Source organism: Myxococcus stipitatus DSM 14675, from assembly GCF_000331735.1.
Lineage (GTDB): Bacteria > Myxococcota > Myxococcia > Myxococcales > Myxococcaceae > Myxococcus > Myxococcus stipitatus.
In genome coordinates, this window is the sequence record NC_020126.1 from 1,290,121 (window position 1) to 1,303,521 (window position 13,401).

Here is a 13,401-nt window from a genome sequence, read left to right on the forward strand (position 1 = left end):
AGAAGAGGAAGGGCACCGCGCTCACAGGTCCTCGGAGGACCGGAGCGCCACGTCGTGGGAGATGGCTGCGGCGCGCACGCGGCCTGCGGCCAGGTGCTGCTCGATTTCCTGAAGCAGCGTCGCGTTCACGCCCGCGGTGCGCATGGAGGCGATGTTCAGCCGCATGGTGCCGGGGAGGGTGAGGTTGACGTAGTTGCGGGACTTGGAGAACTGGAGCGCCAGGGTGTTGCAACCCGTGCCCATCCACGGCGTGGCGGCGGCCTTCGCGCAGACGGACTCGAGCTGGAGGATGCTCTCGTGCTCCTGGAGCTTGCCGGCGAGGAAGTAGAGGCGGAGTTTCGTGCTGCGCGGAGGCAGCTTGCCGACCTCGGTGACGCGGGCGGTGGTCTCGGCGAGGAACTGGGTGGAGGCGGCGAGGTTGGTGTTCTGGACGATGGTCTGACGCGTGGCCTGGTCGGCCTGGAGCGTCATGAGGGCCGTCTGGCGGCGGCGGATGCCGTCGAGCGTCTTGGTGACGATGTCGGTGGTGCGCACATAGCGCGAGTCCGCGTAAGCCTGGATGTTGGCGAGCACCTGCATGGGCTCGTCGGCGAGCTTGGGGCGCGCGACGTTGTGCGTGCGGATGAAGTCGAAGTGGGGCTCCAGCTCCTCCTCGTACTCGTCATGGACGCGAGACAGCTGGCGGGAGAGGCGGAAGGCCTCGAGCTGGAGCGTCTGAGGGGCGATGCTCTCGGCGCGGCTGAGCTGGACGAGCTCCAACTGGACGTTGGGGAGCGTCGCGAGCGTGGCGGTGGAGGCCTGCTGGACGAGCACCTGGAGGCGATCGAGGAGGATGGGCTCGTTGGTGCGGTAGGTCTCGAACTGGGCCACGAGCGCCGCATAGGCGGGCTGGTACGTCTGGAGCTTCGCCTGGTGGCGGTCGAACACGGACCGGATCTCCGACATCGTCTCCCGCTGGTGGGCGAGCTCCGCCTGGACGGGCTTGCCCTCTGCCTCGGCCTTCGCCTTGAGCAGCTCGGGCAGGGTGCTGTCGAGAATGCGCCGGTTGCTGTTCTCCACTTGCCGGATGGGCGCGTGGTAGCTGTTGACCATCTCGTTCGCGACTTCGCGAATCTTCCGGAGGCTCTGCTCGAAGGAGGTCGCGGTGACGTCCGGTGCGTTGGACGTCCGGTAGAACACGGCGACGCGCTCGACCTGTGCGTTCCAGGCGTCGAACTGGTCCGGGCTGGTGGCTGCCTTGACCCAAAGCACGGGGGGATACTTCATGCAGGCTTCCCAGGCCCGCTTCTTCTCGGCCTCCGTGGGGTTGCCGGGATTCTCGGCGAGGGTGATGCAGTTGGCCCTGATGAGGTTGAGGACGCCCTGGTACAGGTCCGCCGGCTCCCGGGTGCTGGAGCAGGTGGTGGGGATGGCATTGTAGTCAGGCCGGTACGCGCAGATGTCTGGCGTGGAGGAGGCCTGGGTCACCGTCGCGGTGGCGCCTGATTCCTTGGCGGTGGTGGGTGGGGAGTCGGTGGACGTCTGCTGGCCGCAGCCGGCGGCGAGCAGGAGCGCGGCGAAGGGCACGAAGCCGTGGCCGCGGATGAAGCGCAAGGGCGAAGTCATGGCAATGAGAGTCCTTTCGGGTCGGCCAGGGGCCGCCCGTCGGAGATGTCTGGGATTGAGGCTCGGAGACTGGCGCGGTTACGGCGTGAGCCAGGGCGCGAGCTGCACCCGGGCCAGGTCGAGCTTCTGCTGGGCGGCGACGACGGCGAGCGCGGCGGCCTGGTACTGCGCCTGGTATTGGGCGCGCACGGCGGGAGTGGAGCGGCCGGCGAGCTTGTCGATGACGACCTTCGCCTCGTCGCCGAGGAAGTCGCGCACCGTCTTCAGTGAGCCGTCGGGCTTGGTGTAGTCACCGGGGCCACCGAGGGTGCCGAGGTTGAAGAAGAGCTGGTTGAGCAGCTCGCGGTCGGCGTCGGTGAGGAGGAGCTCGGGAGGCGTGCCCGCGGGCTGCTCACAGGTGATGGCCACCTTGAGGAGGACATTGGAGGTGTCCATGGACTTGGCGCGCAGGTCCATCATCGTCTCGGTGGTGAGCTCCGCGTAGAAGCGGTTGGAGAGTTCGCCCATGAAGTTGTAGGCGGTGCTGAAGTCGAGGAGCGCCTCCAGATTGTCGCGCTGGAGCGTCTTCGTGGTGACGTCCGCCTGGAGGTCCTGGATGAGCGTCTGGGCCTGAGGGGTGGAGTCGACGTCGACCTGGTTCCAGTCGATGTTCAGGGAGATGCGGCAGGTGTCCACGAAGGACGCGGTGGGCGTCCAGGCGGAGGAGTCCTTGAGCTCGATGCTGGTGAGGAGCTGACGGTCGAGGCCACGCAGGACGACGGAAGGCGAGGAGAGGAAGGTGTAGCGGGTGGCGCTCCCGCCCGTGGGGGTGAGCGTCACCTCCAGCGGGTACTGGGTGGAGCAATTGCCAGACAGGGAGCGCTGGACGACGGTGCGCATGGGCACGGCCGTCATGAAGTCCGTGCCAGTCAATGTCTGGGTGGGGATGGAACAGCGGGTCAGTCGTCCCGCGGTGGGCGTACAGCGGGCCGGGGAGATGACGTCGATGACCGTGGTCTGCGCCAGCGCGGCACTGCCGCACAGCGAAGACACGAGGAGTGCTCCGAACAGCATCTGTCTAGGCATGAGGCTTGCGTTCCAAAGAAGCGCGAGCGCGTGCGAGCTGTCCTGGAACGAGGCACTGTCACCGCACCGGCTCACGAAGAGTCGAGGATTTTGGAGAAACAGGCCCCTGCGAGCGGCACTATACATTGTCGTGCCGGAATCGGCGAGAAAGTTGTGATGTTGTCTTATTGCCGTCCCGCGTGTGAGTCATTCCACGCGAAGTGCGCAGGGTGCCCGGCTGCATCACACTGTGATGAGCGGGGTTACACCCGAGGGCGGCTCGCCGCGGGCCAACTCATGAGAATCGTTGGCGCGCGCCTTGGGTACGCGACTTGCCTTGTGCAGGGGCTCGGCCCGGCGCATTCATGGGGATGCGCGGCACGGGACTGCGGAAGGTCAGAGGAGGGAAGGGATGAACGCAGTGGAGCAGGGTGGCGTGGAGGCGATGCGGGAAGAGGGCGACGGGGTGACGCGGGCCCTGGTGGAGAATCACCGGCAGTTCCTCGCCTTCGTGGAGCGACGCGTGGGCAACCGCGCGACGGCGGAGGAGATCCTCCAGTCCGCCTTCGTGAAGTCGCTGGAGAAGAGCGGCACGCTGTCCGACGCGGAAGGCGCGGTGACGTGGTTCTACCGGCTGCTGCGCAACGCGATGGTGGACCACTACCGTCGCCAGCAGGTGGAGGGGCGCGCGCTGGAGCGTGAGGCTCGCGAGGCGGAGGAGCCGTCCGAGGACCCGGAGCTGAAGCAGGCCGTCTGCGCGTGCGTGGGCAAGCTCCTGCCCACCCTCAAGCCCGAGTACGCGGAGATGGTGCGCCAGGTGGACCTGGAGGAGCGCGCCGTGCCCGACGTGGCTCGCGAGGCGGGCATCACGCCCAACAACGCGGGGGTTCGGCTGCATCGCGCCCGGCAGGCCCTGAAGAAGCAACTGGAGCGAAGCTGTGGCTCCTGTGCGTCCCACGGCTGCTTGAACTGCTCCTGCAAGTCACACGCTTGAGCGGGCGGCGGTCAGGACGCCTGGCGGTGAGAAAGCCCTTGCCGAAGCACGGGGCCCGCCATTAATTCTCGGGGAGGCGCTGAGGGGCGCCTTCCCGAAAAGACGACGTCACCCTCGCTTCACCCCGCTGGACCGACAGTTTCCGAACAGTTCCTTCCACGGCCCATGACACGGGTGGGGCCGCCGATGAGGGACCTCGCATGGAAACCGTCTCACCCTCCCCAGAACCGCTCTCCCTCGACGAGTGCAAGGTCCGCGCTTCGCTCCTGCTGAAGGGGCTGAACTCGGCCGACTCGGCGCGCGCCACGCAGGCGGCGGAGCGCTTCCGCTCACTGCCCGCCCTCTCCCGACTGTCCCTGGGCGAGGTGCTCGCGCGACGGGACTCCCTCCAGCGCAAGCACGCGCTCGCCGTCATCGCGCACGAGCAGGGGCACACCTCGTGGAGCGAGCTGAAGCACGCGTGCGACGCGCGAGCGGTGCCGCGCGTCGACTTCGAGCTGCTCCTCTCCCGCGTGGGCGGCCTCTTCCTCAACCGCTGGTTCACCTCGTACGACGAGGCCGTCGCCTCGCTGCGCCAGGATGGCGGCCACCTGTTCCCCTTCCGGGAGCAGTTCTTCATCTGCGAGTCCCCGCTCCTGAAGGTGCTGGGCGCGGAGCCGTCCGACGCGGACTGGGAGCGGATGGGGCCGAACTGGCTGGAGCCGCGGGATGCGCAGGCCCATGCCCGACTCGAGCAGCGCCTCTTGCGACTGTGCCGCGAGACCCCTCTTCACCCCACAAGGAAGCCCGCCATGTCCTCCGCCGAGTCCTCTTCACCCACTGGAAGTCGAGCGCGCCGCGCGGACCTGAAGCGCGAGTACAAGGAGAATCCCCCGGCCATGGGCGTGTACGCCGTGCGCAACCTCGCCAACGGCAAGGTGCTGGTGGGCGCGAGCCTCAACGTCCCGGGCATGCTCAACCGCATCCGCTTCGAGCTGACCAGCGGCATGCCTCGCGTCCCCGCGCTGCTGGCGGACTGGAACCGCTACGGCGAGAGCCAGTTCTCCTTCGACGTGCTGGATGTGCTGGAGCCGCCCGAGGAGCCGGGCGCGGACCTGAAGGAGGAACTTTTGGTGCTGGAGAAGCTGTGGCTGGAGCGCCTCAAGCCGTACGGTGACGCGGGCTACAACGAGCCCCCCAAGTAACCCGGCGAGCGTCGGCCGGCTCCTCCGTCGTGGCGCGGAGGGCCGGAGACTCCTCGGCGGGGGCGGGTGCGCACCCTTCCTGAAAATCACCTGTAAGAGTCGGCGGGCCTTTTCGTTGGCCGGGGTGAAAGGAGAGCCGCACCATGAACCGCCACACCCATTCGGGCTCCCACCCCACCCACTCTCACCAAGGGCATCCCCCCACCCCGAGTGAGGGAGCGCAGGCCCTCGACCCCGTCTGCGGGATGAAGGTGGACCCGCTCGCTCCCAAGGGCGGCAGCTTGGAGCACGGCGGGCGGACCTACTTCTTCTGCAGCCCCAAGTGCCGCGAGCGCTTCGGCGCGGACCCGGAGCGATACCTCGCGCCTCCCTCGGAGAAGAAGGAGGAGCCCGCCGCTCCCGCCGGGACGATGTACGTGTGCCCGATGGACCCGGAGGTGCGTCAGGACCATCCGGGCGCGTGTCCCAAGTGCGGCATGGCACTGGAGCCGGAGACGCTCGCCGTCCCCGAGACGCGCGTCGAATACGTGTGCCCCATGCACCCGGAGGTGGTGCAGGACCATCCGGGCGCGTGCCCCAAGTGCGGCATGGCGCTGGAGCCTCGCACGGTGCTTCCGGAGGACGTGCCGGACCCGGAGCTGAAGTCCATGTGGCTGCGCTTCCGCGTGGGCATGGCGCTCACGGTGCCGCTGCTGGTGCTGGCCATGTCGGACATGATTCCGGGGCAGCCGGTGCAGCACGCGGTGCCCGCGTCCGTGCTGGCCTGGGCGCAGCTGGTGCTCGCCACGCCCGTGGTGCTGTGGGGCGGCTGGCCCTTCTTCCAGCGCGGCTGGACGTCGCTGGTCAACCGGCACCTCAACATGTTCACGCTCATCGCCCTGGGGACGGGCGCGGCGTATGTCTTCAGCGTCTTCGCGACGCTCTTCCCGCATGTGTTGCCGGAGGCGTTGCGGACGGGGCATGGAGGCTCGGCGCCGCTGTACTTCGAGGCCGCCGCCGTCATTGTCACGCTGGTGGCGTTGGGGCAGGTGCTGGAGCTGCGGGCTCGGCACGCGACGTCGGGGGCGCTGCGGGCGCTGTTGAGCCTGGCGCCGCCGGTGGCTCGGCGGATTCGCGAGGACGGGCACGAGGAGGACATCCCGCTGGCGCATGTGCATCCAGGGGACAAGCTGCGCGTGCGGCCCGGCGAGAAGGTGCCGGTGGATGGCGAGGTGTTGGAGGGCGCGAGCGCCGTGGACGAGTCCATGGTGACGGGCGAGTCGCTGCCGGTGGAGAAGACTCGGGGCGAGAAGGTGACGGGCGGCACGGTGAACGGGACGGGCTCGCTGGTGATGCGGGCCGAGCGCGTGGGCAAGGACACGCTGCTGTCGCGCATCGTGCAGCGGGTGAGTGAAGCGCAGCGGACGCGTGCGCCGATTCAGCGGCTGGCCGACCAGGTGGCGAGTGTCTTCGTGCCGGTGGTCATCGTGGTGGCGGTGCTGACGGCGGTGGTGTGGGGCGTGTGGGGGCCGGAGCCCAAGGGCATCCATGCGCTGGTGAACGCGGTGGCGGTGCTCATCATCGCCTGCCCGTGTGCGCTGGGATTGGCCACGCCCATGTCCATCATGGTGGCGACGGGGCGAGGGGCGCAGGCGGGTGTGCTCATCCGGGATGCGGCGGCGCTGGAGCGGCTGGAGAAGGTGGACACGCTGGTGGTGGACAAGACGGGCACGCTCACCGAGGGCAAGCCGCGTCTGGTGGCGGTGGAGGCCGCGGAGGGCTTCGACGAGGCGACGCTGCTGCGGTTGACGGCGAGCCTGGAGCGCGGAAGCGAGCACCCGCTGGCGGAGGCGATCGTCTCCGGCGCACAGGCGCGGGGCGCGGTGCTGACGGCGGTGGAGGACTTCCGCTCGGAGACGGGCAAGGGCGTGGTGGGGCGGGTGGATGGCGTGGAGGTGGCGCTGGGCAACGCGGCGCTGATGACGTCGCGGGGCGTGGACGCGGGGGCGCTGACGGCTCGGGCCGAGTCGCTCCGGGGTGAAGGTCAGACGGTGGTGTTGGTGGCGGTGTCGGGGAAGGCGGCGGGCCTGTTGGGTGTCGCGGATCCGGTGAAGGACTCGACGCCGGAGGCGCTGGCGCTGTTGCGGGCGGAGGGCCTGCGGGTGGTGATGCTGACGGGTGACAGCCGCACCACGGCGGAGGCGGTGGCGCGCAAGCTGGGCATCACGGAGGTCATCGCGGGGGTGTTGCCGGACGCGAAGGGCGACGCGGTGAAGCGGTTGCAGAAGGAAGGCCGCGTGGTGGCGATGGCGGGGGACGGTGTCAATGACGCGCCAGCGCTGGCCCAGGCGGATGTGGGCATCGCGATGGGGACGGGCACGGACATCGCGATGGAGAGCGCGGGAGTGACGCTGGTGAAGGGCGACCTGCGCGGCATCGCTCGGGCGCGGAGGCTGAGTCAGGGGGCGCTGAGCAACATCCGGCAGAACCTGTTCTTCGCCTTCATCTACAACATGCTGGGCGTCCCACTGGCGGCCGGTGTGCTGTACCCGGTGTTCGGCCTGCTGCTGAGCCCCATCTTCGCCAGCGCCGCGATGAGCCTGTCGTCGGTGTCCGTCATCGTCAACGCGCTCCGGCTGAAGCGGCTGAAGCTGTAGTTCTTCGGGGCCGGGCGGCGAGCCCCCTGGGGAGGATGGAATCTCTGGGGGGCTTGGGCTGCCGGACTCGCGGTGAGGGGATTAGAGTGGGGGCATGAGCTCCCGCGAGGAGGCGCGCACCCCTGGTGCGGCCGCTGGCCATGTCTCCGTCGTCCACCTGCCGAATGCCTGGTTCATCCTGTGTACGTCGCGAGAATTGGGCGACAAACCGCTCTCCCGCACGCTCCAGGGCACGCCGCTCGTCCTCTTCCGCGGCGAGGGCGGCAAGCCCGGAGCCTTGATGGACCGCTGTCCTCATCGCAACGTTCCCCTGTCCCTGGGGCGCGTGATGCAAGGACAGCTTCAGTGCGGCTATCACGGCTGGCGCTTCGACACCGGCGGCCAGTGCCGCGCCATCCCCGGCTTCCTCGGCGAGCCCGAGGCCCGCTCCCGTTGCGTGACGTCCTACGCGACGCGCGAACAGGACGGCTTCATCTGGGTCTACTCCACTCCCGGCGTGGAGCCGGCGACCGAGCCCTACCGCTTCCCTCTCCTGGATGCTCGCGAGTACACCACCGTGCGGCGCATCCTGCGCGCGCCGGGCTCGCTGCACGCCACGCTCGAGAACACGCTCGATGTGCCGCACACCGCCTACCTCCACGGCGGCCTCTTCCGCACCGAGGAGAAGCGCAACGAGATTGAAGTCGTCGTGCGCCGGAGCGCGGACCGCGTGGAGGCCGAGTACATCGGCGAGCCTCGGCCCAGTGGTGTCGTGGGCCGACTGCTGGCTCCGGGCGGTGGCGTGGTGCAGCACTTCGACCGCTTCCTCATGCCGTCCATCGCGCAGGTCGAGTACCGCATCGGTGATGCCAGCCACATCATGGTGACCTCGGCGATGACGCCCGTGTCCGACTGGGACACCCTGGTCTACGCCGTGGTGACGTTCCGCCTCCCGCTGCCTCGGTGGCTGCTGCGCGCCGTGCTGCCCATCGCCATGCCCGTCGCCCTCCACATCTTCGGCCAGGACGCACGCATCCTGAAGACGCAGACGGAGGCCATCCGCCGCTTCGGGACGGAGACCTATGCCTCCACCGAGATTGATGTCCTCGGCCCCGGCATCCTCCGCCTGCTGCGTGCCGCCGAGCGCGAGAAGCCCGGCGCGGTCGGCGACGCCGTGCATGAGACCCGGCTGAAGATGCGGACCTGAGTACGACCGGACGAGGAGCCCGGCTCGAGTGCCTTGGGCGCGCTGCCGAGCGCGAGAAGCCCGGCGCGGTCGGCGGAGGATGTGGACTTGCGCCAGGTCGAGCGCGGTGTTGCTTCGAGCCCCTTCCGCCCGCCGCGAAGTCCGAAACCCGCGACGCCTCGGGCTGGATGCTCGCGTCGCTGACATCGGTGGCTGCGCGCTGTCTCCTCGGGTTGTCCAGGTGTCACCGAAGCTGGACGGCCCGGTCGCGGCGCATCAGCCGTGTCTGTCTCCTCCGGGCGAGGCGGGCTCCGCTCGGGGCACCGTGTTCACGTCGATGCCATCCCGACTCAGCTCCTCCGACGTCGCCGCCACGGACAACGTCCCGGGTGGGTTGTCATACCAGCCCGGGTCTCCATCCCCCGTGAGCCGCTCTCTCACCTTCAGCACCGTGAACATGCCCCCCATCGTGATGTAGTCGTACTTGCCCTTCGCGCCCACCATCGGGATGGAGTTCTTCGGCACCGGCATGCCCATCTCCGCCATGTCGCCCATGCCCGTCTGACCCATCGTCATGTAGCCCGGCAGCAGCGTCCGCACCTTCGCGTCCAGCCCTCCCGGATTCACGCCGATGACCACCGGCAGGTCATGCCCCATCTGGTTCATCAGGTGGTGCGTCATGTGGCAGTGCATCGCCCAGTCCCCAGGCGCATCCGCGACGAACTCGATGGACCGTGTACTTCCCACCGGCACCAGCACCGTCGTCTCCGGCCACTGCGCGGACGCGGGAATCGGGCCCGCATCCGTCTCCGTGATTCGGAAGTGATAGCCGTGCAGGTGGATGGGGTGATGGTCCATCGCGCTCAGGTTGCCCATCCGGATGCGCACCCGCTCCCCCTGCCGCACCACCAGCGGCTCCGTCCCCGGGAACGCCTTGGCGTTGAACGTCAGCAGGTTGAAGTCCGTCATCTCGTTCGGGTCCGGCCGCCGAGCCCCGGGCTCCACCTTCCACTCATGCATCAACAGCGCGAAGTCCCGGTCCACACGCGGACCCACCGGCCGACGCGGATGCATGATGAACAACCCCACCATGCCGAGCGCCATCTGCGTCATCTCGTCATGGTGCGAGTGATACATGCCCGTGCCGTGCTGGCGGATGGTGAACTCGTACCGGTACGTCTCCCCCGGCGCGATGGACTTCTGGTTGAGCCCCCCCACGCCATCCATCCCGTTGGGGAGAATCAACCCGTGCCAGTGCACCGTGGTCGGCGCCGGCAGCCGGTTGGTGACGTAGAAGCGCACCCGGTCTCCCTCCACCACCTCGATGGTGGGGCCGTGCACCTGGCCGTTGTAGCCCCAGCAGTTCGCCTGGATGCCCGGCGCGAACTCGTGCTCGACCTCCTCGGCCACCATGTGGAAGACCTTCACGCCGTCGACAATCTTCCACGGCAGCTTCGTCCCGTTCGGCACGATGACTGGCCGGTAGTCGCGGCCCGGCATCCCAGGCGACAGCCAGTCCTTGCGCACGGGCGCGGAGGCTCGGCGCACGGGCGTGCCTGGTGCGGCCTGCTGCGCCTGTGCCGCGTTCCCACGCAGGAGCAATGCTCCGCCCGCGAGCGTGGCCCCCGCGCTCGCCAACATGCTCCGCCGGGTCATCCCCGCCGGTGGCGTCTGCTCGGGCGACGTCGTCTCCCGCGTGTCGTCGGTCTCCCTCGGAGCGAGGGAGGAGTCAGGAGGAAGTCGGTTCATGGTGTCGCTCCGTGGCCGCCATGCGAGGGCGGGTGGCCATTCGCGGGAGGGGGGTGGTCGGAAGGGGCTGGCTCTCGCGAGGGCGCTGGTTCCTCCGGAGCGCCCTCCGCGCCGGGGAGCCGCCCGCCCACGAGTTGCTCCAGGTCCGCGCGCGCCATCCAGTAGTCGCGGATGGTCTCGATGTACGTGCGGTACGCGCCAATCTGCTCGCGCTTCGCCTCGAGCAGCACGTACAGGCCAATCTGCATCGCGTTGTATTGAAGCTGGGACTGCTCGACGACCTGCTCCCGCAGCGGGAGGATGCCGCGCTGGTAGCGCTCGGCGACACCTCGCAGCGTCATCACCCGAGCCCTCGCCGTGCGCACCTCCGAGCGGGCGTTGATGGACAGCTCCGCCAGCCGGCGCTCGCCTTGCCGATGCTGTGCCTCCAGCCTCGCGATGAGCGCCTGTCGCTGGTCGAAGATGGGCAGGTCCACGCTCAAGGAAGGCCCCAGGAGCTTGGGGCCGTCCGGGTCTCCATGAAGGCTGGCGCCCACGTCCACGCGGCCGATGTAGCGCGTGCTCCGCGCCAGCTCGAGCGCGTTCCACAGCGCGCTGACCTGCTTGCGAGCCGCGTCGATGTCCAGCCGCTGCTTCACGGCGCGCGACTCCAGCCTCTCCAGCGACACCTCCTCGGACGGAGGCGCGGGCAGCTTCTCCTCGATGCGCCAGCCCGTCCGCGCACCCCACAACCCCATGAGCTGGTTGAGGTGCTCCCGCTCCTCCACGAGCGCGAGCTCCTCCCTCGCGAGGTCGAGCCGCGTCTCCTCGGCGAACGCCTTCTCGGTGACGAGCGCCAGGTCGTTGATGTTGCCCTGCCCGTACTGGAGCGTCGCCAGCTCCGCCGCGGCGTCGGCGGCCACGAGCACCATGCCGCGCAGCTCCACGAGCTGCTGCCGTGCCTGCACCTCGCGGTACGCCTTGCGCACGTCCGCGGCGACGAAGAGCGCCTGGTGCGCGACGCGCAACGTCTCCGCGTCGAACTGCTCCCGGGCGACCTTCTTGCGCAGCGGCATCGTGAACAGCTCGAGGAAGCCCTGCACCAGCGAGAACTCCGTCTCCAGCTCTCCATCCTGGGTGAGCGGAACGCCCAGGCCGATGCCCAGCGACGGATTGGTCAACAGCCCCGCCTGCACCAGGTCCGCCTGGGAGACCCCCAGGTCCTCGTAGGTCGCCTGGAGCGCGGGGTTGTTGAGCAGGGCGACCTCCACCGCGCTGTCGGACGTGAGCGGCCCCTTCAGCAGCTCGTCGAGACCGCGCTCGACCTGCGCGTCCTCGGGAGTGCCTTGGTTCCAGCGCGTCTTGCGACCGATGCGCTCCTCGACGAGCGCCGCCACCTCCGTGTGCCCGCGCTCCTTCTGGACCGTGGCGCAGCCGCTGGCGAACAGCAGCGCGCCCGCGGTGATGACGAGCCTCACGGATGCCCTCCGTGCCCGCCGTGTCCCCCGTCCGTGCCCGCGTCCTTCGTCGGCGTCAGCTTCATGCCGCACTTGGGGCACGTCTCACCGGGCTTGTTGGACTGGACCTCGGGGTGCATCGGGCAGGCGTAGGCGGCCGTGCCCGCGTCCTGGCCGGAGGAAGTGTTGCCTTCCGGATGATGCGCGTGTGGCTGTGACGGCGCCGCGGGCGGCGGCGTGGACGGCGGGGCCGCGAGCGCGCTCGGGAGGGAGGCGGGCGGGGCCTCGGGCGCGTCGGGGCTCGAGGGGTCCACCGATGGGGCGAGGCGCCTGGGCTCGGAAGCACAGGCGGCGAGCGTGAAAACGCTCGCGAGTACACACAAGAAGGGACGCATGTTGGACCTCGGCGTGGCGCGATGAGGGCCGCCACGAATCGAAGTCCCGTTCAGCAAGCCCCAGGCCACATCGCTGAACGCACAACTCCCTGAACTGACGGCGGACCCACGTCAGGGGAGCTGTGTCGGGCCCCGCATCCCTGTAACTGGGGTCATCACACTGTGATGAGCGGAGTGATGCCCGGCTGTTCACCGACGCACGAGCCGGCCGGTGTTGTGTCCACCAGCAGGTGCTGTCCCTGTCCGCGCGTCACCCCGCCAAGATGCCCGGGCACAGGCCCCGGAAAGACGACGCGCGGGAGAGGACTCCTTGGAAAGTCCTCGACCCGCGCGAGTCCCGGCGGAGGCTTCAGCCGCCTGAGTTCAGGAGATGCCCTTGCGCAGCCGGGCCCAGTCGAAGTTGGGGGCCGGGTCGTTCTTGCGGCCCTTGGGCACCGCCACGTCGGCGTGGCCCACGATGTTCTTCATGGGCACGTCGTACTTCTGCTTCAGGTGGCTGGTGAGCTGCGTGAGGGCCTTGTACTGCGCTTCGGTGAAGGGCGTCTTGCCGCTGCCATCGTTGACGATTTCGATGCCGATGGAGCGGGCGTTCATGTCGGTGGGGACGCCGTGGAGCTGGCTCTTGCCGGCATGCCACGCGCGCTTCTCGTCACCGACGAGCTGATAGATCTTCCCGTCGCGGTCCACCATGTAGTGCGCCGACACGCCGCTCTTCGGGTTGCGCATCCACGACAGGTCCGCCTTGCCGTCGTTGGAGGCGGTGTGGTGCATCACGATGGAGTCGATGTCCGTCCCGTTGCGCGAGTCGGAGTTCGGCGAGGGCGCGCTGATGACGGCGGGCTTGCTGCCCGGCGTGGTGGGCGTCGTCGGCGTGGTGGGCTTCGTCAGCGCCTTCTTCAGCGCCGCCTGGCTCTGCTCACCGTAGTAGCCGGTGGTGGGCAGGTTTTTGTCACCCTGGAACTTTTTCAACGCAGCTTCAGTCTGCGAACCAAAGATGCCGGGGCCCGAGGCCACCTGGGCCTTCGTCATGTAGCCCAACTGAACGAAGGCATCTTGAAGTTGCTTCACCTTCGGGCCGCTGTCGCCCTTGCGCAGGCCCGCCGGAGGAGCGGAGACAGTGCTGCTGGTGGCCGTGGCCGTCGTGCGCGCCGTAGTGGCAGTGGAAAGACGGATGCTCATGTCGGGGCCCCGGT

General features: G+C 68.9%; 10 protein-coding genes. 4 read left to right on the forward strand and 6 right to left on the reverse strand.

Annotation, left to right across the window (positions count from 1 at the left end):
- Nucleotides 1-21: 21 nt before the first annotated feature.
- The gene (locus MYSTI_RS05135) at nucleotides 22-1,605 is read right to left on the reverse strand and encodes a hypothetical protein (RefSeq protein ID WP_015346643.1); all 1,584 of its coding nucleotides are present in this window, start codon (nucleotides 1,603-1,605) and stop codon (nucleotides 22-24) included.
- Between the two features lie 78 nt (nucleotides 1,606-1,683).
- Nucleotides 1,684-2,670, reverse strand: a complete 987-nt coding sequence (locus tag MYSTI_RS05140; protein ID WP_015346644.1) for a hypothetical protein — start codon at nucleotides 2,668-2,670, stop codon at nucleotides 1,684-1,686.
- 391 nt (nucleotides 2,671-3,061) lie between these two features.
- On the opposite strand from MYSTI_RS05140, the gene MYSTI_RS05145 reads away from it, so the two are divergent.
- The 4 genes from MYSTI_RS05145 (at nucleotide 3,062) to MYSTI_RS05160 (ending at nucleotide 8,649) form a co-directional block, all read left to right on the forward strand.
- Nucleotides 3,062-3,643: an RNA polymerase sigma factor gene (locus MYSTI_RS05145; protein WP_015346645.1), complete on the forward strand. Its 582-nt coding sequence runs from the start codon at nucleotides 3,062-3,064 to the stop codon at nucleotides 3,641-3,643.
- Between the two features lie 200 nt (nucleotides 3,644-3,843).
- Complete coding sequence (locus tag MYSTI_RS05150) at nucleotides 3,844-4,827, forward strand: GIY-YIG nuclease family protein (RefSeq protein WP_015346646.1); 984 nt, start codon at nucleotides 3,844-3,846, stop codon at nucleotides 4,825-4,827.
- Nucleotides 4,828-4,970: 143 nt separating this feature from the next.
- On the forward strand, nucleotides 4,971-7,463 hold the full coding sequence (locus MYSTI_RS05155; RefSeq protein ID WP_015346647.1) for a heavy metal translocating P-type ATPase: 2,493 nt from the start codon (nucleotides 4,971-4,973) through the stop codon (nucleotides 7,461-7,463).
- Between the two features lie 94 nt (nucleotides 7,464-7,557).
- Complete coding sequence (locus tag MYSTI_RS05160; protein WP_015346648.1) at nucleotides 7,558-8,649, forward strand: Rieske 2Fe-2S domain-containing protein; 1,092 nt, start codon at nucleotides 7,558-7,560, stop codon at nucleotides 8,647-8,649.
- A 255-nt stretch (nucleotides 8,650-8,904) separates the two neighbouring features.
- Here MYSTI_RS05160 and MYSTI_RS05165 read toward each other — a convergent pair whose 3' ends face one another.
- The 4 genes from MYSTI_RS05165 to MYSTI_RS05180 all read right to left on the reverse strand — a co-directional run bounded on the left by MYSTI_RS05165 (nucleotide 8,905) and on the right by MYSTI_RS05180 (nucleotide 13,387).
- Nucleotides 8,905-10,284 carry a multicopper oxidase family protein gene (locus tag MYSTI_RS05165; RefSeq protein ID WP_144370281.1) on the reverse strand — a complete coding sequence of 460 codons (1,380 nt, stop codon included), beginning with the start codon at nucleotides 10,282-10,284 and terminating at the stop codon, nucleotides 8,905-8,907.
- Nucleotides 10,285-10,373: 89 nt separating this feature from the next.
- Nucleotides 10,374-11,834, reverse strand: coding sequence for a TolC family protein (locus MYSTI_RS05170; protein ID WP_015346650.1), 1,461 nt, complete (start codon nucleotides 11,832-11,834; stop codon nucleotides 10,374-10,376).
- Complete coding sequence (locus MYSTI_RS42880; RefSeq protein ID WP_015346651.1) at nucleotides 11,831-12,208, reverse strand: heavy metal-binding domain-containing protein; 378 nt, start codon at nucleotides 12,206-12,208, stop codon at nucleotides 11,831-11,833. The genes MYSTI_RS05170 and MYSTI_RS42880 overlap by 4 nt, the downstream gene beginning before the upstream one ends.
- Before the next feature lie 363 nt (nucleotides 12,209-12,571).
- Entirely contained in the window at nucleotides 12,572-13,387 is an 816-nt protein-coding gene (locus tag MYSTI_RS05180) for a peptidoglycan recognition protein family protein (protein ID WP_015346652.1), read from the reverse strand.
- Nucleotides 13,388-13,401 lie beyond the last annotated feature (14 nt).

Coding starts and splice junctions, on each gene's coding strand:
- MYSTI_RS05135 (WP_015346643.1), bottom strand. CDS start 1,605: ATGACTTCGCCCTTGCGCTTCATCCGCGGCCACGGCTTCGTGCCCTTC.
- MYSTI_RS05140 (WP_015346644.1), bottom strand. CDS start 2,670: ATGCCTAGACAGATGCTGTTCGGAGCACTCCTCGTGTCTTCGCTGTGC.
- MYSTI_RS05145 (WP_015346645.1), top strand. CDS start 3,062: ATGAACGCAGTGGAGCAGGGTGGCGTGGAGGCGATGCGGGAAGAGGGC.
- MYSTI_RS05150 (WP_015346646.1), top strand. CDS start 3,844: ATGGAAACCGTCTCACCCTCCCCAGAACCGCTCTCCCTCGACGAGTGC.
- MYSTI_RS05155 (WP_015346647.1), top strand. CDS start 4,971: ATGAACCGCCACACCCATTCGGGCTCCCACCCCACCCACTCTCACCAA.
- MYSTI_RS05160 (WP_015346648.1), top strand. CDS start 7,558: ATGAGCTCCCGCGAGGAGGCGCGCACCCCTGGTGCGGCCGCTGGCCAT.
- MYSTI_RS05165 (WP_144370281.1), bottom strand. CDS start 10,284: ATGACCCGGCGGAGCATGTTGGCGAGCGCGGGGGCCACGCTCGCGGGC.
- MYSTI_RS42880 (WP_015346651.1), bottom strand. CDS start 12,208: ATGCGTCCCTTCTTGTGTGTACTCGCGAGCGTTTTCACGCTCGCCGCC.
- MYSTI_RS05180 (WP_015346652.1), bottom strand. CDS start 13,387: ATGAGCATCCGTCTTTCCACTGCCACTACGGCGCGCACGACGGCCACG.